Consider the following 26,794-nt stretch of genomic DNA (forward strand, 5'->3'; position numbering starts at 1 on the left):
GTGAACGCAATCCCGTGCGTCTGGGCCACCGCCTGCTGCAAACCCACCACCGGATTCCCACCACCGTGCACCACCGCAGCCGGCGCCACCGCGGCGGCCGCGTGCTGCAACTGGGCCGCCGACGCGTTCTGCACGCCGGCACCGCACATGGCGCGTTGCGGATCGTCGACGAAGGCCTGCGCCGAGACCTCGTCGCGGAACAGGTTCAGAATCCAGTCGATCACGTTCATCTCAGTTGTCCTTTCGAATGCCTCGCCGACCTTCGGCGAACTGATGCGAACGTTATGGATCGGCAGACACCGCGAAAACGGGTCGAAGCCCCCTCCCTACCGCACACGGATACAGGGTCGACCGGGGCCCCCATTAGGGGGTTAGGGGCAGTTTGTGGTCGCCGGACAGCGTCGAGCGTGCGGCAACTGCGGACATTCGGCGGCGCGTCGTGTGCAGACACGCACGCTCGCGCAGCAAGGGAACGAGAGAGGGCTAGCGGGAGGCCTTTTTGCGTTCGATGTCGGCGAGGGCCGCGGCAAGTTCCGCGCGCTGCGCCGCCGATGTCTCCCAGGCGAGTTGACGGTTCTTGACCACCTTGGCGGGCGCGCCGACCGCGATCGAGAAGTCGGGCACGTCGCCGCGCACGACCGCATGCGATCCGAGCACGCAACCACGCCCGATCGTGGTGTTACGCAACACCGTGACCTTGACGCCGACCCAGGTGTCGGGTCCGATCCGCACCGGACCCTTGACGATCCCCTGGTCTTTGATCGGCACGTTGATGTCGTCCATGCGATGGTCGAAATCGCAGATGTAGCACCAGTCGGCCATCAGCACCGAGTCACCCAGCTCGATGTCGAGGTAGGTGTTGATGACGTTGTCGCGGCCCAGCACCACCTTGTCGCCGAACCGCAGCGAACCCTCGTGGCAGCGGATGGTGTTCTTGTCGCCGATGTGCACCCAGCGGCCGATCTCCATTGTGGACAACTCCGGCGTCGCCTCGATTTCGACGCCCTTACCGAGGAAGACCATCCCGCGCGTGATGATGTGCGGATTGCGCAGCTTGAACTTCAGCAATCTCCAGTACCGCACCAGGTACCACGGGGTGTAGGCGCGGTTGGCCAGCACCCACTTCAGCGAGGCCAGGGTCAGGAACTTGGCCTGCCTCGGGTCCCGCAGTCGCGACCCTCGCCAGCGCTTGTGCAGCGGCGCGCCCCACATGGTCGTCATGGCCGGAAAGCCTACGCGAGCGTTCCAGTGCCGAACGGTTACCCTCACGTGGACCGATGACGAGGAACGGGAAGGATCGAGTGTTCCGGCGATTGACCGTGCTGGCTACCTCAGTACTGACAGCGCTGATCGCGGCCACACTGGCGGGCTGCCAGGACACCACCTCCTGGGTCGACGCCAAGGCCGCTGACGGCTGGGCCGCCCAATACGGTGACGCCGCCAACAGCAGCTACCAACCGGTGGCGGGCGCCGACGCGCTGCGCCTGGAATGGACGCGGTCGGTCAAGGGCGACCTGGCCGCCGCGGTGGCACTCGGCTCCGGCAGCTATCTGGGGGTCAACGCGCAGACTCCGGCCGGTTGCTCGCTGATGGTGTGGGAGGCCGACAACAGGGCGCGACAGCGGTGGTGCACCCGCCTCGTGCAGGGCGGCGGCGCGTCCAGCCCTCTGTTCGATGGCTTCGACAACCTCTACGTCGGACAGCCCGGCGCGATGCTGTCGTTCCCGCCGACGCAGTGGATCCGTTGGCGTCAACCGGTCATCGGGATGCCGACCACCGCACGGATCCTGAAGCCCGGCCACCTGCTGGTCGTGACGCACCTGGGTCAGGTGCTGGTTTTCGACGCCCATCGCGGCACCGTGGAAGGCAGCCCGCTGGACCTGGTCGCCGGTGTCGACCCGAAGGACTCCGAACGCGGACTCGCCGACTGCCGGCCGGCCCGCCCCCGCTGCCCGGTCGCCGCCGCACCGGCGTTCGCCTCGGCGACCGGGACCGTCGTCCTCTCGCTGTGGGAGCCGGGTGCTGACGGGCCCGTCCTCGTCGGCCTGCGCTACCGGCCCGGGCAGTCGCCGCTTCTGACCCGCGAATGGACCAGCGACGCGGTCGGCGGCGGACCCCTTGCCAGCCCGGTGTTTTCGGCCGACGGATCGACCGTCTTCGTCAACGGCCGCGACGACCGATTGTGGGCGCTCGACGCCGGCGACGGCAAGGCCAAGTGGTCGGTGCCGCTCGACTACCTCGCCCAGACCCCACCGTCCGTGTCGCCCGACGGGCTGATCGTCACCGGCGGCGGGCCCGGGGCGAAGTTGATCGGCATCAGAGACGAGGGCGATCGCGGCGAGGTGCAGTGGACCCGTGACGACGTCACGCCGCTGTCGACGTCGAGTCGATCGGGAGCCGACGTCGCCTACACCGTCGTGCGCGACGGCGATGGGGAGGACGCCGGACAGGCGTTGCTGGTCTTCGATCCCGCCGACGGGCGCACCCTCAACAGCTATCCGCTGCCCAGGGCGACGGGGTGGCCGGTGGGCGTCTCGATCGGGAAAGACCGCCGCGTGGTCACCGCCACCAGCGACGGCATGGTGTACGGCTTCGCACCGGCGTAGTGCCGTTCGGCGCGGACCGACTCTTACAGCGCGAGCATCGGCGCCACCGCGGCGCGGGGCACCGTCGCCTGAACCGGGCCCACCGATTCGGGGAACAGACCGCCCTGGCTGAAGAAGAAGATCAGCGAATCGTCGGTCAGCGCAAAGTTCTGGTAGTTCGCCGGATCGGTACCTTCACCTTGGGGAACCGGGGCGATCATGCCCTGCTTCTGCAGGTACCGATCGATCTGCGGGTAGATCACGTCCATCGGTTCGGTGCCCGGTTTGAACAAGGTGTCGAAGGTGATCGGCGCATTCGTGGCGAGGTTCCAGTTGAACGACTGGTAGAAGGTCTGCGGACGCAACCCGCCGACGTTCTGCCAGACGGTGAACACCACGCTGCGGGTGCCCGTGGTCGGTGGTCCCGATCGGTAGCCGGTCCCTTCGGCGTCGAGTTCATACGGCAGCCTGCCCGCATCCGGGTTCTCGGCGACGTTGACGAATCCGTCGCGCGCCTGCGTCAGGTAGGCCACCAGCGGCGCCTGGTCGGGATAGTCGTCGGGGAAACTCAAATCGAGGGTGTAGTTCGGCTTTTCGACGTGCACCCGGCATATCTGATCCGGCCCCACCGTGCCCTGCAGGTCGGCGCACCCCGGCTGGGCGGCGGCCGCAGGACTGGCGAGGGCGCCCATGGCGGCGGCCACCGCGAACAGAGCGGTCCACCTGGAAATGCGCATCGTCGACGTCCTCGCAACCGGCGCCGGTCTGGATACCGGCGCGTGCCGCAAGGATACGTGGGCCGTCAGCGCGACGGACGACAAATGTATGCCGTTGCCCGGCTTGCGGCTCCGGCCCCGATGCGGGTGATCACCACCGAGGCTTGCTGTGAGCCGCGCAGGCGAAGCCGGGGACGCAGTGCGTCGGGGTGCACGTCGACGCCGCGCACGAGGATCTCGACCGCGCCGACGTGGCGGGCCGCGAGCGCCTGTCGCAGCCGCCGTTCGCTGAAGGCCACCTCGTCGAGAACCTCGAAACCGCGTACACCGGGCGGGAGCCGGTCCCCGGACAGGTAGGCGATGGCGGCGTCGAGTTGCCACAGCCCGTGCCGTGCGGCGTAGTGCCGAACCAGCCCCGCGCGCACGACCGCCCCGTCGGGGTCGACGATCCATCGCCCGGCGGGCGCCACCGCACAGTCGTCGGGTTCGGCGTCGGTGATCTGTTCGCCGGTGTCCAGCAACGAGGCTCGGCGTCGGACGCCGCCCTCTGTGAGCCCGACCGACCACAGGCACGCTTCACGCACACTTCCCGCCAGCGACGTCACCTCGACCTCCCCGTCGAAGCCCAGCCGCTGCACGGCGTCGAAATCGATTCCGGGAGCGCACTTCACGACCGTGTCGCGCCGGCGATAGACATCCAGCAGCTCGTCGAGCGGGGGCGCGTAGCCCCGCGGGTCGAAACGCCGGCGCCCGGCGCTGCGTCGCGCCGGGTCGAGCACCACGACCGTGCCACTCGTGATGGGCCGCAGCGCATCGGCGCGGCAGAGGTCCACACCGTCGACGTTGTTATGCGCCATCGCGATCCGAACCGGGTCGATATCGCTGCCGATCAGGAGCTCTGTCGTTTCGCGGAGCGCCGCCAACTCCGCGCCGATCGAACACGTCGCGTCGTGCACTCGGGCCCCGCCGAGCCGGCGGGCGCGGTGCCGGGCGACGGGTTGGCTGGTGGCCTGCTGCAGGGCTTCGTCGGTGAACAGCCAGCCGTCCGGATTCGAGAGTTTGGCCGCCGCCTTACGACGCAGCCTGACGGTCTCGACCAGAACGGCGGCACGAGCACCGAAACGGGCACGCGCCGAGGCGATGTCGGCGACCAACGTGTCGGCGGACAGCTGCAGCATGGCGATTTCCCGCAGAGCGTCGAGGCCGGGCGCGCTGCGCAGATAGTCGACGTCGTCGACGTCGAACGCCACCGTCACGTCGCGGCGGGCTTGACCCCTGTGATCATGACGTTGTAGTACCAGGACTTCGGCACCACACGGCTCCAGAGGTTGGCATCGATCCAGCTCAACGCGATCCAACTGTGGAACGCGAACTTCGCGTAGCCCCAACCCAATCGGCCGGGCGGAACGGCGGCCTCGAAGGTACGCAGCGGCCAGCCCAGCATCGCGGCGGTGAACTCGGTGGTGGCGGTCGAGACCTCGACGGCGCCGGCGTTGCTCGCCATGCGCTCCAGATCCGCCGGAGAGAAGGTGTGCAGGTCCACGACCGCCTCCAACGCGGCCGCGCGTGAGGACTCGTCGAGTTCGGCCTGGGGGCGACGCCAACCCGAGAGCCCCGGCAGCTTCGTCACATTGGTCACCGCGCGCCAGGTCAGCGTCGACAACGGGCGGGCGTAGTTCTCCCCCGCGTTCGTCGGCTCGCCGGCGAAGATGAACCGGCCGCCGGGCTTGAGCACCCGCACCACTTCGCGCAGCGACAGTTCGACGTCGGGGATGTGGTGCAACACGGCATGGCCGACCACGAGATCGAAGGTGTCGTCGTCGTACGGGATGCCTTCCGCGTCGGCCACCCGCCCGTCGATCTCGAGGCCCAGGTTCTCACCGTTTCGGGTGGCGACCTTGACCATGCCCGGCGACAGGTCGGTCACCGAACCGCGCCGTGCCACACCCGCCTGGATCAGGTTGAGCAGGAAGAACCCGCTGCCGCACCCGAGCTCCAACGCCCGGTCGTAGGGCAGCTTGCGCTGCTCGGCGAACGGAACCGTGGCGTCGAACAGGTCACGGGCGTAGTCCACGCAGCGCTTGTCGTAGGAGATCGACCACTTCTCGTCGTAGCTCTCGGCTTCCCAGTCGTGGTACAGCACCTGGGCCAGTTTGGAGTCGTGGCGGGCGGCTTCCACCTCTTCGGCGGTGGCGTGCGGATTCGGAGCCGGCTCGCCGGCGACATCTGGCAGGGCGCCGGGTTCCTTCAGGTCCATAACAGGGCAGCCTAAAGGTCAAACGTCGCCTTGGCCGCAGCCAGTACCTGGGGCGGGTGCTCGACGAACCGTTGCGCCCAGGCCAGCGCCGCGTCGTAGACACCGTCGGGCGCCACCATCTGGTCGACGAGGCCCAACGCATGCGCCTCCTTGGCGTCGATGAACCGGCCGCTGAAGACCAGCTCCTTGGCCCTGCTCACGCCGACGGTGCGGGCCAGTCTCGCCGTTCCGCCCGCGGGCACGAGCCCGGCGAGGATCTCCGTCACACCGAACTTGACGTTGTCGCCGCTGACCCGCCAGTCGGCCGCCAACGCCAGTGTGAGCCCCCCACCCAACGCGTAGCCGGTGATCGCGGCGACCGTGGGTTTGGGGATGGCCGCCACGGCGTCGACGGCCTCGCGGCAAACCTTCGCCGCCGTGTCGGCTTCATCGGCATTGAGCGTGCGTAGTTCGGGGACGTCGTCTCCGGCCGAGAAGATCTCGTGGCCGCCGTACACGATCACAGAGTGGATGTCGTCACGTTCCCCGATGCGTCGCGCAGCGGAGGCCAGCTCGCGGTAGACCTGGCGGGTCAGGGCGTTGGTCGGCGGCCGTGAGAGCAGCAGCGTGGCGATGCCAGCTCGCTCATCGCTGGTGTGGATCGAGACGAACTCGCTCATACCCGGCGCGCGTCGGATCCGTAGCCCTCGGGGCTGCGGCGGTTGCGGGCGGCGTTGTAGCGGTCGCTGTCGAAGAACTCGATCTCCCAGTTACCGGTGTCCTTGTTCGCAGCCAGATGCGGTGTGACGGAGACGATCTGACGTTCCACCGCAAGTACCTCGGCGACGGTGCGGCCGGCCAGTGAGTCCAACTGGGTCCATGTCGGTGGCAGCAGGAACGTCCGGCCGGCGGCGAAATCGTCGAGCGCTTGCTGCGGGGTGATCCAATCGGCCGCGTCGGTCTCGGTGTTGTCGCCGTCGGCGCGTTGCCCCTCAGGCAGGGCGCCGACGAAGAAGTAGGTGTCGTAGCGGCGGGTGCGTTCTTCCTTCGGCGTCACCCAATTAGCCCACGGCCGAAGCAGATCGGCGCGAAGCACCAACTTCTCGCGGTGCAGGAAGTCGGCGAATGACAGCGACCGGTTGACCAGCGCCGCGCGCGCCTCGTGGTAGACCGAAGCGTCGTCAACCAGGACATCCGGGTCGTCCGCCGCGCCGGCGAACAACACCCCGGACTCCTCGAAGGTCTCTCGCGCCGCTGCGCACACCAGCGCCTGTGCGAGGCTCGGCTCCACAGTCAAACGCTTTGCCCACCAGTCGGGTTCGGGACCGAACCAGTCGATGTCGGCGTCACGGTCGCGATCGTCGACCCCGCCGCCGGGAAAGACCATCACGCCGGCGACGAAATCCATCGCGGAGTGCCGCCGCATCAGAAAAACTTCAAGTCCTCCCGCGAGCCCGTCCCGCTTGTCGCGAACCAACATCACGGTCGAGGCGGGCCGCGGCGTGAGTGGCTGTTCGGCTGGTTCTTCGGTCATGCTCGTCTCCTGTGCGCGGCCCGACTCCTGGCACGTCGGGCGAAATAGCGCCCGTCCACGACCTCGAGCGTGATCGACTGGCCGAAAGCTTTGGAGAGGTTCTCGGCGGTCAGCACATCGGGCAGCAGCCCGGAGTCGACCACCTTGCCCTCGGACAGGATCAGCCCGTGCGAGAAACCGCGCGGAATCTCTTCGACGTGATGGGTCACCAACACCATCGCCGGGGCATCCGGGTCGGCGGCCAGATCCTCGAGCCGGGCCAGAAGTTCCTCGCGTCCACCGAGGTCCAGTCCGGCGGCCGGCTCGTCGAGCAACAGCAGTTCGGGATCGGTCATCATCGACCGTGCGATCAGCACCCGTTTGCGTTCGCCTTCGGACAGCGTGCCGTATGTGCGCAGGGCCAGATGTTCGGCGCCGACGCTCTCGAGCATGTCGATCGCCTGCTCGTAGTCGACGTCGTCGTAGGCCTCGCGCCACCGGCCCAGCACCGCGTATCCGGCCGAGACCACCAGATCGCGCACCACCTCGCTGTCGGGCACCCGCTGCGACAACGCCGAACTGCTCAACCCGACCCGCGAGCGCAGTTCGGACATGTCCGTTCGGCCGAGTCGTTCACCGAGCACGTACGCCGTCCCCGACGACGGGTACTCCAGAGCGGCCGCGATGCGCAGCAGCGAGGTCTTGCCCGCACCGTTGGGGCCGATGACCACCCAACGCTCGTCGAGTTCGACCGCCCACGTGATGGGTCCGATCAGGGTCTGTCCCCCGCGCCGCAACGACACCTTCGCGAAGTCGATCAGCACGTCGGGGTCGGCTGCATCTCCTTCGGTGGTGGGCACTCGCCCATCGTAGACAGGCGACTTGTGCGTGATTTCGCTCGCCCAGCGATCGATTTCACGCCCAAATCGCCCGCGCGCCTGCGGCGAGCCTCGGCGACGGAAGTTGTCGCGCGCCTGCGGCAAGCCTCGGCGGTCAACCCGACCAGGAGAACGAAGCCGCGGACGACCCCCCTACGCATGGTGGGGGAAGCGCACCTTGATGAGTTCGAGTTCCCGGGCCATGCGTTCGGCGTCGCGGTCGTCGTAATCGGCGCGCGCGACCGGCGGCTGCCACGCCAGGGTCGAGGCGAGGCGGCGGCTCAAGCGAGGTATCCAGTTCAAGCTCATGCAGGCCATGCTCCGTAACAACTGGCTTGCTCTTCAATAGCCAGTTAGACCATACTGGCCTCTAATGACGCTCGAAATGCCCGCCCGAACTCTCGATGTGGACCTTTTGGCTCGCGAGTTGGGCAACTGGCGGACGTCCAGTAGAAGTGGACCCGCGTACCAGGGTCTGGCCGACGCCCTGCGTCTTCTGATCATCGACGGACGTGTCCCCGTCGGGGCGCGCGTGCCCAGTGAACGCGCACTCGCCGACAAGTTGCGGGTGTCACGCACCACGGTCACTGCCGCATACACACAGCTGCAGGAGGACGGGTATCTCGTCGCGCGCCGCGGTACCCGTAGCACCACTGCGCTACCCGTCGCCCCTGCCGCGCGCGTGGAGCCCGCCGCACCATCGGTGAGTCTGGCCGCGGCAGCGTTGTCGGCTCCCGCCGCCGCGGTGATGGAGGCCTTCACAGAGGCCACCCGTGACGTCACGCCGTATCTGCACGCTCCCGGTCACGAACTCGTCGGCGTACCGGCACTGCGAGCGGCGATCGCCGAAAGATACTGCGAGCGTGGGCTTCTGACCGAGCCTGACGAGATCATGGTGACCACCGGGGCGTTGCACGCCATCGGACTGATCCTGACCACATATGTCCAGCCAGGTGACCGCGTACTCGTCGAACAACCGACGTATCACGGTGCGCTGTCCTGCCTCACGACCGCAGGTGCGCGCCCCGTTCCGGTCGCGCTGACCGAAAACGGCTGGGATTTCGACGCACTCCAGAACGCGCTGCATCAGATGTCACCGACGCTGGCGTATCTGATACCCGACAATCAGAACCCGACCGGTATGACGATGTCGGCCGCGGACCGGAAATGGCTGGCGCGCATCATCACCGAGACCCGCACCCGCACGGTCATCGACGAGACGATCCTCGACATGTGGCTGGACGAGCCCGCGCCCGGCCCGGCGGCGGGCGAGATGACGTCACGACGCGATCTGGTGCTGACGGTCGGCTCGATGTCGAAGTCGTTCTGGGGCGGGTTGCGGGTCGGCTGGATCCGGGCGGAACGCGCCACCATCGCCACCATCGCCGCGCTGCGGCCGTCGGTCGACATGGGTACGGCGGTGCTCGAACAGTACGCCGCCGCAAGACTTCTCGCGCGACACGAGCAACTGTTGCCGGAGCGGCGCGAGATCTTGCGCAGCCGTCGCGCATATCTGCAATCGCTGCTGAGTCAGCACCTGCCCGACTGGGAACCGGGCCCCGGCGCCGGCGGTATGTCGTTGTGGGTGCGGCTGCCCGCCCCGATGAGTACCGCGCTGTCGGCCGCGGCCTCCCGGCTGGGTCTCGACATACCCGCGGGCCCACGGTTCGGGGTGGACGGCACCCTCGAGCGGTTCGTGCGCGTGCCGTACGCGCTGCCCGAGGAACAGTTGAGCGAGGCGGTGGAACTGCTGGCGCGGGCGTGGCGCAACGTCACCGGGCTGTCGGCGCCGGAGCCAACCACCGTCGTGGTCTAGTCGGCCGGGAGCCGCTGCCCCACGTCGGCCAACACCCGCCGCGAACGACCGCGTCTGCCCCTCGACACGCCGCGGGCGGGCGTACAAATGCGGTCGCTCGCACCAGACGAGGGGCCGCACTCAGTCGGGAATCTCGACCCGCCGCACCACACCGTCGACGGCGTCGGCGGCCTCGATCTCGCCGCGCGTGACGCCCAGAATGAACAGCACGGTGTCCAGGTAAGGCTGGCTCAGCGACGCGTCGGCGACCTCCCGCAGCGCCGGCTTGGCGTTGAAGGCCACACCCAGACCCGCCGCAGCGAGCATGTCAATGTCGTTGGCGCCGTCGCCGACGGCCACCGTCTGCTCCATCGGCACACCGGCCTGCTGCGCGAAATCCCTGAGCGCCTTGGCCTTTCCGGGCCGATCGATGACCGGGCCGATCACCCGGCCGGTCAATTTGCCGTCCACGATCTCGAGTTCGTTCGCGGCGACGAAATCCATCATCAGCTCATGTGCGAGCGGTTCGATGACCTGGCGGAAGCCGCCCGACACAATGCCGCAGTGATATCCCAGCCGCCGAAGCGTGCGCAGCGTGGTGCGGGCACCGGGCGTCAGCTCGATCTGCTCGGCGACGTCATCGAGCACCGACGCGGGCAGACCCGCGAGTGTCGCCACGCGCCGGTGCAGGGATTCAGCGAAGTCGAGTTCGCCGCGCATGGCGGCCTCGGTGACCTCGGCGACCGCGGCCTCGGCGCCCACCTTGGCGGCCAGCATTTCGATCACCTCGCCCTGGATCAGCGTCGAGTCCACGTCGAACACGATGAGGCGCTTGGCCCGTCGCGTCAGGCTGTAGTCCTCGAGCGCGACGTCGATCTCCTGGGCGACCGCCACGCGCGCCAGCGCCTGCTGCAATTCCTCGTAGACCGTGCGCGACGGCACCGAGACCCGCAGCTCCAATCCCGTGACCGGGTAATCCGATATGCCGCCGATCGTGTCGATGTTGACCCCGAGCCGCGCGAGTTCGCGGGCCACCACACCGAACTCCTCAGCGGTGATCGGACGGCCGAGGACGACGATCGTGTGCGTCGACGGTTGCCGCATGACGGGCTCGCCGTCGCTGCGTTCGATCGTGACGTCCAGACCCACCTCGCGGATCGCCGCCGTGACGGCGTCACGAAGCTCAACGCTGCCGGCGGCCTCCGCCGATCCGGCGACCAGCACGCCCAGCGTCAGCCGGCCGCGGATCACGACCTGTTCGACGTTGAGCAGCTCGACCTGGTGACGCGACAGCACCTCGAACAACGCCGAGGTGATGCCGGGTTGGTCGCGGCCGGTGACCGTGATCAGCAGCGACACGCGTTCGCGTGATTTGCCGGTCATGCCGCGATCGTCAGGTACGGACGTTCGCGTCGTCCAGCCGTGTCACATCGCCGTCCGCGGGCCCGTGGGCGCGTCCGACGTGAGCCTCCGCGCGCATCCGCTCCACCATGTGCGGGTAGTGCAACTCGAATGCCGGTCGCTCCGAACGGATTCGGGGCAGCTCGGTGAAGTTGTGCCGCGGCGGCGGGCACGACGTCGCCCACTCCAGCGAGTTGCCGTAACCCCACGGATCGTCGACCGTGACCGGCTCGCCGTAGCGCCAGCTCTTGAAGATGTTCCACACGAACGGCAGCATCGAGATACCCAGGATGAACGCGCCGATGGTCGACACGACGTTGAGCGTGGTGAACCCATCGGTCGGCAGGTAGTCGGCGTAGCGGCGCGGCATACCCTCGTCGCCCACCCAGTGCTGCACCAGGAACGTGACGTGGAAGCCGATGAACGTCAGCCAGAAGTGCAGCTTGCCCAACCGTTCGTCGAGTAAGCGGCCCGTCATCTTCGGGAACCAGAAGTAGATCCCGGCATAGGTCGCGAACACGATCGTGCCGAACAGCACGTAGTGGAAGTGCGCGATGACGAAGTAGCTGTCGGTGACGTGGAAGTCCAGCGGCGGGCTGGCCAGCAGCACGCCGGACAGGCCGCCCAGCAGGAACGTCAGCAGGAACCCGATGGAGAACAGCATCGGCGACTCGAACGTCAACTGGCCCTTCCACATCGTGCCTATCCAGTTGAAGAACTTGATCCCCGTCGGCACCGCGATCAGGAACGTCATGAACGAGAAGAACGGCAACAGCACGGCACCGGTGGCGTACATGTGGTGCGCCCACACCGCGATCGAGAGCGCGGCGATCGCGATGGTCGCGTAGATCAGCGTGGTGTAGCCGAAGATCGGCTTGCGGCTGAACACCGGGAAGATCTCGCTGACGATGCCGAAGAACGGCAGCGCGATGATGTACACCTCGGGATGGCCGAAGTACCAGAACAGGTGCTGATACAGCAGCACACCGCCGTTGGCCGGGTCATAGATGTGTGCGCCGAGGTGCCGGTCGGCGGCCAGGCCGAACAGCGCGGCGGTCAGCAGCGGGAAGGCCAGCAGCACCAGGATCGACGTCACCAGGATGTTCCAGGTGAAGATCGGCATCCGGAACATCGTCATACCGGGTGCGCGCATGCACACCACGGTGGTGATCATGTTGACCCCGCCGAGGATGGTGCCCAGACCCGAGATCGCCAGACCCAGGATCCACAGGTCACCGCCGGCGCCCGGTGAGTGGATCGCGTTGCTCAGCGGCGCGTACGCCGTCCAGCCGAAGTCGGCCGCACCACCGGGGGTGATGAAGCCACTGATCGCGATCAGGGCGCCGAACACGAACAGCCAGAACGACAGGGCGTTCAGCCGGGGGAACGCGACGTCGGGGGCGCCGATCTGCAACGGCAGCACCAGGTTGGCGAACCCGAAGACGATCGGGGTCGCGTAGAACAGCAGCATCACGGTGCCGTGCATGGTGAACAGCTGGTTGAACTGCTCGTTGGACAGGAACTGCAGTCCCGGCATCGCCAGCTCGGTCCGCATGAACAGCGCCATCAGCCCGCCGATGAAGAAGAAGATGAAGCAGGCGACGCAGTACATGATGCCGATCATCTTGTGATCGGTGGTGGTGATGAGCTTGTAGATCAGGTTGCCCTTGGGGCCGAGTCGCTCCGGGAAAGGACGCCGTACCTCGAGTTCTCCGATAGGGGGCGCTTCGGCTACCAACAGGTCCTCCATACATCCAGGTCGGGACATCCCCGCGGTTGTCTCGATGAATCCTAGCCGCCGTCCGATCGCGGCTGCTCGGGGGTCCTACAAGGTGTCGTAATTGGCGGGCACTCGGCTTTCGGCCCGGGAGCTGGCCGGATGTTACCGTCGGCGACGTGTTGACCGGCGGACGGCGCAGGGGCCTCGTGGCCGCCAGGACGGTGGGCCTGGGCGCGCTCGCAACCGCCGTCGCCATGGCCGTGGTGAGCGGTTGCGGCTCCCCCGGCGGGGAGGCCTCCGACATCGCCTCGCAGACGATCGTCACCAGTACGACCAAGATCGCGGGCGCCGGGGTGTTGGGCAATCAGCGACGCCCCGACGAATCGTGTCCGGCCGAACCCGCAGCGGCGGATCCCGGGCCACCGGAGCGGATGGTGCGCCACGCCGCGGGCGAGACCCTGGTCCGGGCGGACCCGCAGCGCATCGTGGTGCTCTCCGGCGATCAGCTCGATGCTCTGTGCGCGTTGGGGCTGCAGTCGCGGATCGTGGCCGCCGCACTGCCCGACGGCTCGGACAACCAGCCGTCATACCTGGGCCAGGTGATCCACGACGTGCCCGGCGTCGGCACCCGTAGCGAACCGGACCTCGACGGCATCCGCGCCGCAAAACCCGACCTGATCCTCGGTTCGCAGGCGTTGACCCCCGAAGCGTTCGGGCCGCTCTCCGATATCGCGCCGACGGTGTTCTCCGGCCCGCCCGGGGCGGCCTGGCAGGACAACCTGCGCACCGTGGGTGACGCGACCGGCCGCCAAGACGCCGCGAACGGGTTGGTCGAGGATTTTCACCGCGCGGCCGACAAGACGGGCGCCGACAACGACGCCACACACTTCCAGGCGTCGGTCGTGCAGTTCACCGACACCACGATGCGCGTCTACGGCGTCGACACCTTCCCGGGCAGCGTGCTGGCTGACGTCGGCGTCGATCGCCCTGTCACACAACGCTTTACCGATAAGCCCTACATCGAGGTGGGAGTCTCCGACACCGACCTCGCGAACAATCCCGACCTGTCGGTCGCCGACGGCGACATCGTCTACGTGTCCTTCGACTCGCCGGCCGCGCGCGACCGCGCCCCAGCGGTGCTCGAGAGCGACGCGTGGAAGAAGCTGGGCGCCACGCGGGACAACCGGGTCTTCGCGGTCAACAACGAGGTGTGGCAGACCGGAGACAACATCGTGGCCGCGCGCGGCATACTCGCCGACCTGCAATGGCTCAACGCCCCGATCAACTAGCGTTGCCGTCGTGTTCCACGTCCTGAAATCGACCTACCTGCAACCGCCCGAGGTCGTCAACCAGACCCGCCCCGCTCACCTGGAATGGCTCAAGGACGAGGTCGGCGCAGGCCGAATCGTGTTGGCCGGCCGCCTGGAGGACGAGTCGGGCGCCGTTTTGATCACCGGCGACATGGATGCCGAGCAGGCCCAGGACATCGTCGACCGGGATCCCTACACGGCGGCCGGCGTCGCGCGCTACGAACGGTTGTCATTCAACGGGGCGTTCCGCGCCGCCGGTCTCTAGCCCCCGCAGATCTCTGGGAGAAAACTCACAGCTTGGCCAGGAATCATCGGGGCAGGCCACCCCGTTGGTCGTTGCGGGCCGATCGCTGTCAGCGACGGCGTCGATAGTCGATGTCCATAGTCGATATGGGAACGAAAAGAAGAAGGTCGTAATGAGCACTGTTGCCGCATATGCCGCACCGTCGGCGTCCGAACCACTGGTCAAGACCACCATCACCCGCCGCGAGGTCGGGCCGCACGACGTAGCGTTCGACATCCACTTCGCCGGCATCTGCCACTCCGACATCCACACCGTCCGTGACGAGTGGGGCCGCGCGAACTATCCGGTGGTTCCCGGCCACGAGATCGCCGGCATCGTCACCGAGGTCGGTTCGGAGGTGACGGGCTTCACGGTCGGCGACCGCGTCGGCGTCGGCTGCTTCGTCGATTCCTGCCGCGAATGCGCGCAGTGCCGCGCGGGCGAGGAACAGTACTGCGTCAAGGGGATGGTCGGCACGTACAACGCGATCGGTCGTGACGGGGAGCCGACACAGGGCGGCTACAGCGGCGCCATCGTGGTGGACGAGAACTATGTGCTGCGCATTCCCGACAGCCTTCCGCTGGACGCCGCGGCGCCGCTGCTGTGCGCGGGTATCACGGTGTATTCGCCTCTGCGCCATTGGAATGCGGGCCCCGGGACCCGGGTGGCGGTCATCGGACTGGGTGGGCTGGGCCACATGGGCGTCAAGCTCGCGCACGCGATGGGTGCCCATGTGACGGTGCTGAGCCAGTCGCTGAAGAAGATGGAGGACGGGCTGCGTCTCGGCGCCGACGAGTACTACGCGACCTCCGACCCCGAGACGTTCACCACACTGCGCGGATCGTTTGACCTGATCCTGAACACGGTGTCTGCCAACCTCAACCTGGGCCGCTATCTCGGGCTGCTCGCACTCGACGGCACGATGGTGGAATTGGGGATGCCGGAGCAGCCCATGTCCGTACCCGCCGGTGCGCTGGTCTCCGGTCGGCGCCGCCTCGCGGGCTCGCTGATCGGCGGCATCGCCGAGACGCAGGAGATGCTCGACTTCTGCGCCGAGCACGCCGTACGCCCCGAGATCGAGGTCATCACACCGGATTACATCAACGAGGCTTACGAGCGGGTGGTGGCCAGCGATGTGCGGTACCGCTTCGTGATCGATACGCAGTCACTGCGTGCGTGATCCGCTCGTCAGACGTCATGCGGCCGATCAGAACTGACGAACGTCCTCGGCGTTGATGAAAAGTCCGTGACCGGTGGCGTCATACGTGATTCGGGTCCGCAGGTCCTCGTCTTGAATGGTCCACCCGTCGACGCGATATGTCTGTCCGGCGTCCACGGCGACGTCTCCGCCGGGGATCTCGTTCTCGGCGGGGACGACGCCCCGCTCCCAGTACATTTCACCGGTGCCACGCACAACCGCGAGGTTGAGCCGGTTGTTGAATTTCGACGTCTCCCACGGAGCCTGGCCCCATGGTTGGCCGTCGACACGCTGACATACCACAATCGGTCCACCGCCGCGCTTCACGTCGTCGGCACTCACCAGGCAGCGGACCGTCCCGGACTGCAGAAGCACCAGCTGCTGCCCCGCGTCGGCAGCAGCCGGCGGCGCCAAAACCACTGCACCGAGAACGGAGGCACCAAGAGCCGTCACTGCCCGCCGAATCATGCCCGTCTCCACCATCGCGCTACACCATCACCTTCAGCCCGGAATCGTCTCACGGGGCCGATCATGACAGGCCGGTTTCGTGCGAATCCGGCCGGTCGGTGCAGGTTCAGCGGTTCCAGTCCTGGTTTTTCGGTCACGACGGGCGGGTGACCACGCAGCTCGACCCGGGAAACGAGTCGAGCTCCGTGAGCCGTCCCCTCCGCGGCTCACGGAGCAAAGTTGACGCTATGTGCCGGCCGGGTGCCGGGAATATAGGGAATTCCCTGGGCTTTGAGGTGACGGCCCGGGCGCAAGGCCGCTGTTCCTACGGTTCGCGGGCCGCGGGGAGGCGGGCGTGGACGGCGCTGATGCGATCGGCCGGCAGACCGGCTTGGCGGCAGGTGTGCGCGACGGTTTCGGCGGTGTCGGAACTGAAGACGCCGTAGAGAATCTCATCGCCGGCCGCGGCCACCGTGATGATCAGCTCTACGGGCTCGCCCTCGGCGGCGATCCCGCGCGCGCTGTGCTCGAGCGCGCTGGTGAGGTAATCGAGGTCGGAGGTCTTGAGCCGCGGTTGGTACCACTCGGTGAGGAAGCAGCGTCGCCGGTCGAGACGGGTGGTCACCACCGGAGGATATTGACTGCCGGCGATCTAGGTACCGGGGATTTCCCTGGTATCGGGGTCCGGCAGATGAGTGTGCAGTTGGGAGCGTGAGCGGATTCCGAGCTTTCGGTAGACGTTGCTCAGGTTCATCTCGACCGTCTTGGCCGATATGAAGAGTTCTGCGGCGATTTCGCGGTTGGACAGTCCATCTGCAGCACGGCGCGCGACGCGTTCCTCGGCCGGCGTGAGGCCCAGCCCCGGAGTTGCATTGCGGTTCAGATGGTTGCGCTCGGCACGGGCGCGACGCACCCACAGCGGTGCGCCGAGCTGTTCGAAGGCATGCTGGGCGGCCACGAGGTGTACCTCGGCCGGCTTTCTGTGGCGTCGTCGCCGCAGCACCTGGCCCAACACCAGTTGCGTGCGGGCGGTCTCGAAGGGCATCGGCAGTTCGCGGTGGTGGTCGAGCGCCGTGAGGGCCACCGCCTCGGCGGACGACAGGTCGCCGCGCGCGGCAAGCCACAGACACCGTCCACGCGCGCCGACGGCCAGCATCCACGGCCGCTGTCGCCGGTTTCCGTTCGTTTCGAGGGCATCGATCAGCGGCTGGGCCTCGTCGAGTCTGCCCAGGGCGGCCAAGGCTTCGATGGCATCGGGGAGGTATCCGCCGCTGATGATTTCTGTGTCGTGGGCGGGGTCGAACGTGCGCAGCAGAGGCTCGTAGGCATCGGCCGCTGCGGTGTAGTTCCCCAGCGAGATTTCGAGGAATCCCAGGCTGGTGATGGGCGATCGGGCCAGATACTGTCCGCCGGTTGCGCGCGCTATGCCGACCGCCAGCTGAGCCGCCTCGCGGGCTTCTTGCTCACGTCCGGTGTAGGCGGCGACTGCGGCACGGCAGCTCGCCGCGAACAACCGGGGGTGGTGGCCGTCGATCTCTTCGGCTCGTCGGGTGGCCTCCTCGGCGATCGCGGCGGCATCGTCGTATCGGCCTGACCAGATGTTGATCATCGTCGCGTGAGTGTCGACCCAGATCGCGTCGATTTCGTTGCCCCGGTCGGCGGCCTGCCCCCTGAGGGCCTGCATCACCTGTTGGGCCTGCTGCAGATCGCCGGTACCGGCGTCGATCACGGCCTTGACCGCGTCGGCTCGATGGTGGACGTGGCCAAACGGTGTGCTGCCTTGGAGGCGGAGGGCCTCGGCGAGCGTGTGTTCTTCAATGCCACGCCCGTACTGGAAGTGCAGCATGGCCGCCAATGCGCGCGCTTGGCTCTGGAAAGCGGTGTCGGGGATCTGGTCGGCGACGTCGACGGCTTCCCGCGCGTACGCGAGCGCCTGTTCGAAGTCGCCCGTGATACCGGTGGCGGGCGCAAGTGTCATCAGCGCCTGCAGCCGCAGGTGCGGGCTGTCGACAGCGTCGTCCAAGCCTCGGGTCAGACCCTCGACGGCGGCGGTGAACGAGCCGTCGTATCCGTCGATGGCGCCTTGGAGGATCACCACCGCACCGCGGATCGCGCCTGGCGGGAGTTCTTCAGAGAGCCCCTTGAGGTGCTGGCGCGCGGCCGCAATGGCCCCGGCATCGAAGTGGTATCGCGCGGCGAGAATCCGCCGCACGGGTTCGTCACCACCGAGCGCGATCGCAAGTTCGACGAGTTCGGCGGCGGCGGTGGGCGCCCCCTGTTCGCGGGCTGCGAATGCGGCGGCGTCGAGGGCCGCCAGGGTTGCCGGGTCGGCGCTGGTAGCCGCCAGCGCGAGATGACGCGCCTTGAGTTCCGGCGTCTCGACGAGCTCAGCCAGCCGACGGTGCATCGCTCGGCGGTCGGCGGGTTGCGCCGCATCGTAAACACCGGCCGACAGCAGGGCATGCGAGAACTCGATGGCCGTTCCGACGACAGAGACAACGTGTGCGGCCTCCCCGCGTTCCAGTAATTCCACAACGCGCTCTTCGTCGACTCCAGTCGCTTGGGAGACCGTCGCAATGGTCGGTTTCGTCGCACAGGCGGCGGCGAGCAGGAGGGGGGCCGCCTCCTGTTCGAGTCCTTCCAGCCGGGCCGCGACGATGGCGGCCAGCGTTTCTGGAAGCGTCCCATCGATTCCGCGACCGTCTTCGACGGCCCGGACCAGTTCCAGCGCGTAAAACGGGTTACCGCCCGAGATCTCCTGGATTCTCCGCATCTGTGGTCGTGGCAGGACTTTCCCGTGGCGTTTGGCGATCAGCGCGTGAAGCCCACCCATGGTCAGTGGCGTCATGTGGACGCGGCGCAGCGCGTCGGGATGAGCCATCTGCAGGCGTAGCTGTGCTTCAAGCGATCCCGGCTCGCCGGTACGCGTGGTGACGAGGATGCCGACCGGCCCCTGCACCCGCCGCGCCACATAACGGATGGCCGTGGCGCTCGGTGTGTCGAGCCACTGGCCGTCGTCGATCGCGATCAGCACCGGTGTGTGGGCCGATAACCACTGCACCACTGACTGAAACGCCGCCGCGGCCCCGCGTTCGTCGGTGGCGGCGGGCGCGTGATCGTGGAGAACAAGACTGTTCACCGCCGCTCGCTGTATCGAGGACAGACACTCGAACGCTTCGGGATCGACGCCGCCGAGGAGATCTGCAAGGGCAGCGAAGGAAAATGTCACCTCACCCGGATCACCTTGAGCTGTAAGAACTTTGAACCCGCGAGCCGAAGCCGCGCTGACGGCGTCGCGGTACAGCGTTGTCTTGCCGATGCCCGGTTCGCCGTCGACGATCAGCCCTGTCGCCGTGGCGGCAGCACTGTCCAGGAACGCTGTCACGGCGGACTGCTCGGCAAGGCGTGTTACCGAGTGCGCCCCGCTGAATTCCACGTCAGACTGGCTCGGACCGCCCACCAACATCGGCGCGCTTCCCCCGTCCCCATCGCTGATCCGTTGTGAAGCCAACGATAAGCCAGATCGGAGCGAGGTTCGCTGTTTCTCGGTAGATCCGCGTGAGCGCCGGTGGGCCAGAACAGATACCCGAAGCCATCGTTGCCTCGAGTCATCGGGTGGCGGCGTGATCGTCTCGTGTGTACCGGCTGGGCGTTACCCGCATGACGTGCCCGGCGCGCGAATGACGCTGCAGCGGATAGTCTCTCGGTTCAATTGACCTCCAGTGCGGCGGCGCCTGGAAGCTCCCGACACCGAGTTGATATCGCGACGCGGGCAGGGCGAGAAACAGGCGGTGGTGATCGGTGGATTCCGTCGTCGAACCGAACGGCCGAGTGCGTCAGTTCAGAGATGCGCCACCGGTCACCATAGTTAGCTCGGCGAACCGAGAGCTTTGTCCGACGCGCGAAAATCGCACGCGCTGCGCGCTAGCGTGAAACTCATGGCACCGACGTTGCCTGGCTTCGACGAGTGGCTGACTGCCGCTCTGATCGAAGAGGCAGACAGCGTCGGCGAATCCGTGGAGACCTACATCGGTCGCGCCGTCGCTGCCCGGATGATCATCGAGCGGGCACGCAGGGGTGAGGGCGATGTGCGCGAACTCATGGCGCACGTCAGGTCGTTGAATTTGGACACGCATGACCCGGTCGCGGCCCTCGCCGAGGGTGCCGTCATCTCCGACCCCGATCGACTCCGCGCTCTCTACGACAGCGGTTTGCTCAACGCCGACCGAGCGCGCAGCCTCGACCGGATCGTCGGCATGGTGGTGTCCGCGGTCGGGGTGCCGTCGGCCGCGGTGACACTGATCGATCGCGACACCCAATACATGTGCAGCGCGATCGGCCTCACCGGCGAAATGGCGGTCAAACGTCAAGGCCCGCTGAAGGGTTCCCTCGGCCGCGAGGTTCTCGTCACCGGCAAACCGCTGGTCGTCGCCGATGCCCGACAGGAACCGCTGCTGCGCGACCACTGGGCGGTCAAGGAGGGAACCGTCGTGGCCTACGCGGGCTTCCCGTTGACCGACGCCCAGGGACACACCATCGGCACGCTCATCGCCTGGGACACCAAACCCCGCCGGTGGATGCCCGGCCACATCCGGGTGATGGAAGATTTCGTCATGGTGCTGCGCGCGCGCCTGTTCGGCGTCAATCCCTGACAGCATCCGCGACGAGCCCTCGCCGCAGAAGCACCCCGGCTAGAAGTCCCAGTCCTCGTCTTCGGTCACGACGGCCTTGCCGATGACGTAGCTGGACCCAGACCCGGAGAAGAAGTCGTGGTTCTCGTCGGCGTTGGGTGAGAGTGCCGACAGGATCGCGGGGTTGACGTCGGTCTCGTCACGCGGGAACAGCGCCTCGTAGCCGAGGTTCATCAGGGCCTTGTTGGCGTTGTAGCGCAGGAACTTCTTGACGTCCTCGGTCAGGCCGACGCCGTCGTAGAGGTCCTGGGTGTACTCGACCTCGTTGTCGTAGAGCTCGAACAGCAGCTCGTAGGTGTAGTCCTTGAGCTCGGCCTGCTTGGCCGCGTCCTCGAGCGCCAGACCGCGTTGGTACTTGTAGCCGATGTAGTAGCCGTGCACGGCCTCGTCGCGGATGATCAACCGGATCATGTCCGCGGTGTTGGTCAGCTTGGCCCGGCTGCTCCAGTACATCGGCAGGTAGAACCCGGAGTAGAACAGGAAGCTCTCCAGCAGCGTCGAGGCCACCTTGCGCTTGAGCGGCTCGTCGCCCTTGTAGTACTGCATGACGATCTCGGCCTTGCGCTGCAGGTTGGGGTTTTCCTCCGACCAGCGGAACGCGTCGTCGATCTCGGCGGTCGAGCACAGCGTGGAGAAGATGTTGCTGTAGCTACGCGCGTGCACCGACTCCATGAACGCGATGTTGGTGTAAACGGCTTCCTCGTGCGGGGTCAGCGCGTCGGGGATCAGGCTGACCGCCCCGACCGTGCCCTGGATGGTGTCGAGCAGCGTCAGGCCGGTGAACACCCGCATCGTCAACTGCTTCTCATGGTCGTTGAGCGTGTTCCACGACGGAATGTCATTGGAGACCGGCACCTTCTCCGGCAACCAGAAGTTACCCGTCAGCCGGTCCCAGACCTCGGCGTCCTTCTCGTCCTGGAGACGGTTCCAGTTGATCGCCGAGACACGGTCAATCAGCTTCATGCCATCACTCACGAGAACCCCATTTCACCTGGTCTTTGGTCCGCTCGAAGCGGTTCTTTCGCCCGCCATCGACACTACCCCTGGGGGACGACATCGCGGGCCAACACAACATCGTGTGTTTTGGCGTGTCGTCCCGCCAACGAGTTACCGCTGCGGCAGTGTGCATTCTGATCGTCTTTTCCGGCCGACGGGCACGGAACCGCGATCTGGGCGCACACTAGGCGGCGACGACCGCCCGCCGCCCACCGAAGAACCGGTACTCCGACTTGTCGAACTTGCGGGTCGCCAGCCAGTACTGCCATGTCATGCCGCTCCACAACGTCCGGTTCACGCCGTGCTCGTCGAGATACCAGCTCTGACAACCGCCGGTGCTCCACACGGTTCCGGCCAGGTCGTCCTGCAGCTGATCGTTGTAGCGGTCCTGAGCCTCGCGGGTCGGCGCCAACGCCTCTGCGCCTGCCCGGTCGACGGCCGCGATCGCCTGGGCGGCGTAGCGGATCTGCGACTCGATCATGAACACCACCGAGTTGTGCCCCAGCGCGGTGTTGGGTCCGAGCAGGAAGAACAGGTTCGGCATGTCGGCGACCGTGATGCCGCGCAGCGCCGCGATGCCCTCGCGGTTCCAGCGGTCCACCAGGTCCTCGCCGCGCGGACCCTTGATGTGGACATAGGTGTAGGAATCGGTGACGTGGAAGCCCGTGGCGAATACGACGACGTCCACCTCGCGCTGGATGCCGTCGGCGGCCACGATGCCCGTCGGCGTGAACCGCGCGATCCCGTCGGTGATGATCTCGGTCCTCGGGTCGGCGATGCCGCGATAGTAGGTGTCGGAGTTCAGGATTCGCTTACAACCGGCCCGGTAGTTCGGTGTCAGCTTGCGGCGCAGCTCGCGGTCCTTGATCGACCTGCGGATGTTCCACCTACCCATCAGCTCACCGATTTTCAGCAGCCGCGGCTCGCGCGTCATCGCGAAACCGACGCCCTCGTGAATCCAGTAGATGCCCGCGCGCACAAGTTGCCGGGTACCCGGCACGTTGGTGAACAGGTCGCGCGCCCATCGCGGAATCGGGTTGTTGGGCCGCGGCATCACCCACGCCGGCGTGCGCTGGTACAGGTGCAGCGAGCCGACGTCCTTGACGATCTCCGGCACGATCTGGATCGCACTCGCGCCGGTGCCGATCACCGCCACCCGTTTGCCGGTCAGATCCACACCGTGGTCCCACTCCGCGGAATGGAAAGTGGCACCGGTGAATTCGTCGAGCCCGGGAAACTCTGGAACGAACGGGATGTGCAGACCGCCCGCCCCGGAGATGACGAACTGCGCGACGAATTCGCGGCCGTCCTTGGTGAAGACATGCCAGCGCAGTTCGTTGTCGTCCCAGTGCACCCGCTCGACGTGGGCGCCGAACTCGATGTAGCGGCGTAGCCCGTATTTGTCGGTCACACCCTTGAGGTAGTCGAGGATCTCGGGCTGGAACGACCACATGTGGCGCCAGTCGGCCTTGGGCTCGAACGAGAACGAGTACATGTGCGACGGGATGTCGCAGGCGCATCCGGGATAGGTGTTGTCCCGCCACGTGCCGCCGATCTCGTCGGCCTTTTCGAGCATCAGGAACCCGACGTTCTGGCGCTGCAGCGCAATGGCCATTCCGATGCCGGAGAAGCCGGTGCCGATGATCAGCGCGCGGGTGTGCACCGGTTGTTGGGCGGTGGCGCCCTCAGCCGTCTGCTCGGCAACCGTCATCATCGGGCCTCTTTCCTGGGAACGCCGGTACCGGGTACTTACCTCAAGTTTCCGGGGCACGGGCGTGGGTGTCAATGACGACGTCCGCTCCCCAGCGTGCTCTCGAGTGTGGCCTCATGACACGTTCCCACGCCTGCAAGCGTGTCAAACCCCCACACTCGGCGGGTGATCCCGGGCGTCAGGCGACCGGCTGCTGCTTGCGAACCGCGGTGTGAACCGGCTGGTCAGGATCGATCTGGATGCCCAGCAGATCGGCGGTGCCGTTGATCGCGCCCACCATGATCGTGGTCATGTGCGCGACGAACTGATCGGCCGGCATGCGGCGGGTGCCGTCGTCATCGTCACCCAGCCACCAGTCCGTCGCCGACGCGGCGGTACCGAAGATCGCGTACGCCGCCAACTCGAAGGCGGCCGGATCCGGCGCCAGATCTTTGAGTTCCTCGCTGATCATGTCGGCGACGGCCAGCGTGATCTCGCTGCCTCGGTTGACGGTTGTCATTGCGGCGGCCGACTTGTCGGCGAACCGACCCTGCAACAGGAACCGCACCACATTGGGATGCTGCTCGACCAGGTCGACGTAGTGCGCGACGCCACGACCGACGATCTGGCGCGCGGAATCGTGCTCGACGTCGATCGACGGAATGATCGCCGCCCACAACATGTCTCGCATGCGCTGGCCGATCTCGCTGAACATGTCCGACTTGTCGGTGAAGTGGCGGTAGATCTTGGGTTTGGCGGTGCCGGCCTCTTCGGCGATCTCTCGCACACTGACGTTGGGGCCCAGCCGGTCGATGGCGCGGAAGGCGGCGTCGACGATCTCGGCGCGCACCTTCTTGCGGTGCTCGCGCCAGCGCTCACTGCGGGCGTCCACCTTGACACCCGGCTCGCCACTGGACCGTGGCCTCCCCGCTCGTCGCACCCGGTCACTCTACCGCTCAAGCACCGCTGACCAGCTCAGACCAGGTCACATGCGTTTCCGGACGCCGCCTCTGGGCAACTCCGTCCGACAGGAGAGGCCGACGCAGCACGGGTAATATCGCTGCGACAGCCGATCGACGAGACGAGTTTCATGACGCAGCAATACGACCTGGTCATCGCAGGTGGCGGGCCTTCCGGCTCGGCAGCCGCGTGGCAGGCCGCTCAGACCGGCGCAAAGGTCGTGGTCCTGGACAAGGCCGAATTCCCGCGAGCCAAGCCCTGCGGTGACGGGCTGACGGCCCGCGCGGTGAGCTATCTGCAGAAGATGGGTCTGGCCGACGAGGTGGCCACTTATCACCGCGTGAATCGCGTGACGGTGTTCAGCCCGAGTCAGTGGGAACTGTCGTTCCCGAAGCGGCCCGGCATGCCCGACCACGGTCATACCGTCAGCCGCGAGCGCCTCGACACCACCCTGCTCAAGCACGCCGAGTCGGCGGGCGCCGAGGTGCGCCAGGGCGCGGAGGTGTCCGGGCCGATCCTCGAGAACGGTCGCGTCGTGGGGGTGACGCTCAAAAGCGGCGAGAAGGTGCACGGCGACGCGGTGATTGCCGCCGACGGCGCCTACTCCCCCATCAAGCGGGCCCTGAAGATCGACTCCGAATACAACGGCTACTCGGCGATCGCGATCCGCTCGGAGATGCCAGCCAACCGGCCGGACTCCGACAGCCTCGACATCTATCTCAAGCTCGTCTTCGAGGGCGATCAGCTGCCCGGGTACGGCTGGGTGTTCCCGATGGGCAACGGCATCTTCAACATCGGGCTGGGCTACGTCAACAGCTATAAGAACTGGCAGTCGATCAACGCCACGCAGTTCCTCGGCGACTTCCTTCGCACACTGCCGCCGGAGTGGGACCTGCCGCCGATCGAGGAGCTCAAGAAGAACAAGAGCGTGCGGGCGTGGCGGCTGCCGATGGGGTTCACCGCGTGGCCCCCGTGGCGCCCGGGCGTCCTGTTCACCGGCGACTCGCTGGGCGCGGGCAAGCCGGCCTCGGGCGCGGGCATCTCCAAGGCGCTCGAATCCGGTTTGGCCGCAGGCGAATGCGCGATCGCCGCCTTGCAGAACGGCGGGCCCGACGACTTCACGAACTACGCGCAGCGCATGGAGGCCGCGTGGGGCCGGGAATATCGCCGGGGCCGCTACTTCCACAAGCTGCTCGGGTATCCGAAGTTCGCGAACGCCGGAATCAAGCTGATCGACAACGCGATGTTCCGCGACCGGATGCTCAAGGCTCTCTACAAGAAGGCGCAGGGCCCGCAGCACACCGTCAAGTGAAGCGGCGGGCTTAGCTCACTTCTTGGCGACGACAGTCAACAACACCGCCGAGTCCTCGAGGGCGTCAAGGCTGTGACGTTCGTCCGGTATCGCGAGGTAGTCTCCTTCGCCACCCTCCACCGAGGCGCTCGCCGCCCGCAGTGCCACCCGTCCGCGCAGCACCAACAGCGTTGCCTCGCCGGGGCTTTCGTGGTCGTCCAGGCCATGGTCGGCGGCCAGCGCCAGCACGGTCTGACGCAGCGTGCGCCCGCTCCCGCCGTACACGGTCTGCGCGGAACGTCCGGACGACGCGGCCTTGGCGGCGGCGAGTTGCTCGTCGGCGAGTCGCTGCAACGACAGAGCGGTTGTCGCGGTCATGAGTCTTCCCTCCTCGCCCCGACTTTCATCGTTCGGGGCGCAATACCAAACTGACTTCGCACGAGCCGCCGTGCGGGTCGGGCGTCACCGACGCCTGATAGCGGGCGCCGACGGCGTCGGCGTTGCAGTTGATCACCTCTTGGATGAGGCCCTGCTGGATGCCGCGTACGACTTCGGGCGCCGACGCGGCCACCTCGGCCAGCGGGCACGTGCAGATCTGCACCGTCACCTCGCCGAACGACGTCAGCACCGAACGAACCTGAAAGCCCAGCTCGTTCAGGGTGGCGACGACCATATCGGCAATCGTCGCCTCGCGGCGCCTGCGCGCCAACCGAACCCGACGGGCCAAATCCGCACCGATCCGGTGAGCACGTTGTTCGCGTTCCTGCATTGTTCCGCCCAGGTGTGCGGCGAACAGCGAGACGATGTCTGCGTAGTCGAACCGGGGCGCCAACTCGTAGGTGAGCCGCGGTCGCCCCGCTCGACCGGCCTTGACCGCGTCGCCCCGCCGGATGAAGCCCTGGTCCTCCAGCGTGGTCAAGTGAAAGCGGGCCGTGGTGATGTGGATCTGCAGCGCGTCGGCCACGTGCTGGGCGTCGACGGGGTCTGCCGCGTTCTTGAGCAGGCTCAACACTTTCTGGCGCTGCTGGCCCGCCGCCCGTTCCGGCTGCGCATCGAGATCGTGGCGCGACACTGGCATGGTGCG

General features: G+C 67.0%; 26 protein-coding genes. 7 read left to right on the forward strand and 19 right to left on the reverse strand.

From position 1 onward, the window contains the following. Both AU197_RS05730 and AU197_RS05735 read right to left on the reverse strand, forming a co-directional pair. Positions 1-230 (reverse strand): IniB N-terminal domain-containing protein (locus AU197_RS05730; protein ID WP_197415467.1); only part of this gene is annotated, 230 nt, incomplete at its 3' end. A 253-nt stretch (positions 231-483) separates the two neighbouring features. Then, a complete protein-coding gene (locus tag AU197_RS05735) occupies positions 484-1,221 on the reverse strand; it encodes an acyltransferase (RefSeq protein WP_064349682.1) in 738 nt (245 codons plus the stop codon). An 80-nt stretch (positions 1,222-1,301) separates the two neighbouring features. Here AU197_RS05735 and AU197_RS05740 point away from each other — a divergent pair, with 80 nt between their 5' ends. Then, positions 1,302-2,606 carry an outer membrane protein assembly factor BamB family protein gene (locus AU197_RS05740; RefSeq protein ID WP_064401572.1) on the forward strand — a complete coding sequence of 435 codons (1,305 nt, stop codon included), beginning with the start codon at positions 1,302-1,304 and terminating at the stop codon, positions 2,604-2,606. A 23-nt stretch (positions 2,607-2,629) separates the two neighbouring features. Here the strand turns inward: AU197_RS05740 and AU197_RS05745 are convergent, their stop codons facing one another. The 7 genes from AU197_RS05745 to AU197_RS26440 form a co-directional block, all read right to left on the reverse strand. Continuing rightward, positions 2,630-3,322 carry an esterase gene (locus tag AU197_RS05745; protein WP_064401573.1) on the reverse strand — a complete coding sequence of 231 codons (693 nt, stop codon included), beginning with the start codon at positions 3,320-3,322 and terminating at the stop codon, positions 2,630-2,632. A gap of 65 nt (positions 3,323-3,387) precedes the next feature. Next, entirely contained in the window at positions 3,388-4,557 is a 1,170-nt protein-coding gene (locus tag AU197_RS05750) for a class I SAM-dependent methyltransferase (RefSeq protein WP_502687857.1), read from the reverse strand. Continuing rightward, positions 4,554-5,558, reverse strand: coding sequence for a class I SAM-dependent methyltransferase (locus AU197_RS05755; protein WP_064401574.1), 1,005 nt, complete (start codon positions 5,556-5,558; stop codon positions 4,554-4,556). The genes AU197_RS05750 and AU197_RS05755 overlap by 4 nt, the downstream gene beginning before the upstream one ends. 11 nt (positions 5,559-5,569) lie before the next feature. Next, positions 5,570-6,217 (reverse strand): enoyl-CoA hydratase, encoded by a 648-nt coding sequence (locus AU197_RS05760; protein WP_064401575.1) that lies wholly within the window; start codon positions 6,215-6,217, stop codon positions 5,570-5,572. Beyond that, positions 6,214-7,071, reverse strand: a complete 858-nt coding sequence (locus AU197_RS05765) for an NUDIX hydrolase (protein ID WP_064401576.1) — start codon at positions 7,069-7,071, stop codon at positions 6,214-6,216. Before AU197_RS05765 ends, AU197_RS05760 begins: the two co-directional genes overlap by 4 nt. Next, positions 7,068-7,943, reverse strand: a complete 876-nt coding sequence (locus AU197_RS05770; protein WP_502687859.1) for an ABC transporter ATP-binding protein — start codon at positions 7,941-7,943, stop codon at positions 7,068-7,070. Before AU197_RS05770 ends, AU197_RS05765 begins: the two co-directional genes overlap by 4 nt. A gap of 138 nt (positions 7,944-8,081) precedes the next feature. After that, a complete protein-coding gene (locus tag AU197_RS26440; protein ID WP_197415468.1) occupies positions 8,082-8,237 on the reverse strand; it encodes a hypothetical protein in 156 nt (51 codons plus the stop codon). Between the two features lie 64 nt (positions 8,238-8,301). On the opposite strand from AU197_RS26440, the gene yczR reads away from it, so the two are divergent. Further along, positions 8,302-9,744, forward strand: coding sequence for a MocR-like transcription factor YczR (yczR, locus tag AU197_RS05775; protein ID WP_064401578.1), 1,443 nt, complete (start codon positions 8,302-8,304; stop codon positions 9,742-9,744). A gap of 120 nt (positions 9,745-9,864) precedes the next feature. Here the strand turns inward: yczR and serB are convergent, their stop codons facing one another. Both serB and ctaD read right to left on the reverse strand, forming a co-directional pair. After that, positions 9,865-11,106 carry a phosphoserine phosphatase SerB gene (serB, locus tag AU197_RS05780; RefSeq protein ID WP_064401579.1) on the reverse strand — a complete coding sequence of 414 codons (1,242 nt, stop codon included), beginning with the start codon at positions 11,104-11,106 and terminating at the stop codon, positions 9,865-9,867. A 10-nt stretch (positions 11,107-11,116) separates the two neighbouring features. Further along, the gene (gene ctaD / locus AU197_RS05785) at positions 11,117-12,862 is read right to left on the reverse strand and encodes an aa3-type cytochrome oxidase subunit I (RefSeq protein WP_064401681.1); all 1,746 of its coding nucleotides are present in this window, start codon (positions 12,860-12,862) and stop codon (positions 11,117-11,119) included. Positions 12,863-13,020: 158 nt separating this feature from the next. Between ctaD and AU197_RS05790 the strand changes: the two genes are divergently transcribed. The 3 genes from AU197_RS05790 (at position 13,021) to AU197_RS05800 (ending at position 15,617) form a co-directional block, all read left to right on the forward strand. Beyond that, positions 13,021-14,133: an iron-siderophore ABC transporter substrate-binding protein gene (locus tag AU197_RS05790; protein WP_064401580.1), complete on the forward strand. Its 1,113-nt coding sequence runs from the start codon at positions 13,021-13,023 to the stop codon at positions 14,131-14,133. Between the two features lie 10 nt (positions 14,134-14,143). Beyond that, positions 14,144-14,419 carry a YciI family protein gene (locus tag AU197_RS05795; RefSeq protein WP_064401581.1) on the forward strand — a complete coding sequence of 92 codons (276 nt, stop codon included), beginning with the start codon at positions 14,144-14,146 and terminating at the stop codon, positions 14,417-14,419. 151 nt (positions 14,420-14,570) lie between these two features. Beyond that, positions 14,571-15,617, forward strand: coding sequence for an NAD(P)-dependent alcohol dehydrogenase (locus AU197_RS05800; protein ID WP_064401582.1), 1,047 nt, complete (start codon positions 14,571-14,573; stop codon positions 15,615-15,617). A gap of 27 nt (positions 15,618-15,644) precedes the next feature. Here AU197_RS05800 and AU197_RS05805 read toward each other — a convergent pair whose 3' ends face one another. From AU197_RS05805 to AU197_RS05815, 3 genes are all read right to left on the reverse strand, one after another. Continuing rightward, entirely contained in the window at positions 15,645-16,103 is a 459-nt protein-coding gene (locus tag AU197_RS05805) for a hypothetical protein (RefSeq protein WP_064401682.1), read from the reverse strand. 304 nt (positions 16,104-16,407) lie between these two features. Further along, positions 16,408-16,707 carry a hypothetical protein gene (locus tag AU197_RS05810; protein ID WP_156434317.1) on the reverse strand — a complete coding sequence of 100 codons (300 nt, stop codon included), beginning with the start codon at positions 16,705-16,707 and terminating at the stop codon, positions 16,408-16,410. A 27-nt stretch (positions 16,708-16,734) separates the two neighbouring features. After that, positions 16,735-19,548: a LuxR family transcriptional regulator gene (locus AU197_RS05815; protein ID WP_064401584.1), complete on the reverse strand. Its 2,814-nt coding sequence runs from the start codon at positions 19,546-19,548 to the stop codon at positions 16,735-16,737. Between the two features lie 472 nt (positions 19,549-20,020). On the opposite strand from AU197_RS05815, the gene AU197_RS05820 reads away from it, so the two are divergent. After that, positions 20,021-20,734 carry a GAF domain-containing protein gene (locus AU197_RS05820; RefSeq protein WP_064401683.1) on the forward strand — a complete coding sequence of 238 codons (714 nt, stop codon included), beginning with the start codon at positions 20,021-20,023 and terminating at the stop codon, positions 20,732-20,734. Between the two features lie 39 nt (positions 20,735-20,773). On the opposite strand, the gene nrdF is transcribed toward AU197_RS05820, so the two are convergent. The 3 genes from nrdF to AU197_RS05835 all read right to left on the reverse strand — a co-directional run bounded on the left by nrdF (position 20,774) and on the right by AU197_RS05835 (position 24,399). Next, positions 20,774-21,736: a class 1b ribonucleoside-diphosphate reductase subunit beta gene (gene nrdF, locus AU197_RS05825; protein ID WP_064401585.1), complete on the reverse strand. Its 963-nt coding sequence runs from the start codon at positions 21,734-21,736 to the stop codon at positions 20,774-20,776. A 217-nt stretch (positions 21,737-21,953) separates the two neighbouring features. Then, entirely contained in the window at positions 21,954-23,480 is a 1,527-nt protein-coding gene (locus AU197_RS05830) for a flavin-containing monooxygenase (RefSeq protein ID WP_064401684.1), read from the reverse strand. 178 nt (positions 23,481-23,658) lie between these two features. Beyond that, complete coding sequence (locus AU197_RS05835) at positions 23,659-24,399, reverse strand: TetR/AcrR family transcriptional regulator (RefSeq protein ID WP_064401586.1); 741 nt, start codon at positions 24,397-24,399, stop codon at positions 23,659-23,661. A 150-nt stretch (positions 24,400-24,549) separates the two neighbouring features. Here AU197_RS05835 and AU197_RS05840 point away from each other — a divergent pair, with 150 nt between their 5' ends. After that, positions 24,550-25,731: an NAD(P)/FAD-dependent oxidoreductase gene (locus AU197_RS05840; protein ID WP_064401587.1), complete on the forward strand. Its 1,182-nt coding sequence runs from the start codon at positions 24,550-24,552 to the stop codon at positions 25,729-25,731. Between the two features lie 15 nt (positions 25,732-25,746). Here the strand turns inward: AU197_RS05840 and AU197_RS05845 are convergent, their stop codons facing one another. Both AU197_RS05845 and AU197_RS05850 read right to left on the reverse strand, forming a co-directional pair. Continuing rightward, the gene (locus AU197_RS05845; protein WP_064401588.1) at positions 25,747-26,088 is read right to left on the reverse strand and encodes a cupin domain-containing protein; all 342 of its coding nucleotides are present in this window, start codon (positions 26,086-26,088) and stop codon (positions 25,747-25,749) included. A gap of 25 nt (positions 26,089-26,113) precedes the next feature. Further along, positions 26,114-26,788 carry a helix-turn-helix transcriptional regulator gene (locus AU197_RS05850; RefSeq protein ID WP_064401589.1) on the reverse strand — a complete coding sequence of 225 codons (675 nt, stop codon included), beginning with the start codon at positions 26,786-26,788 and terminating at the stop codon, positions 26,114-26,116. Positions 26,789-26,794: the final 6 nt, after the last annotated feature.

This window comes from Mycobacterium sp. IS-1590, from assembly GCF_001500025.1.
Classification (GTDB): Bacteria; Actinomycetota; Actinomycetes; order Mycobacteriales; family Mycobacteriaceae; genus Mycobacterium.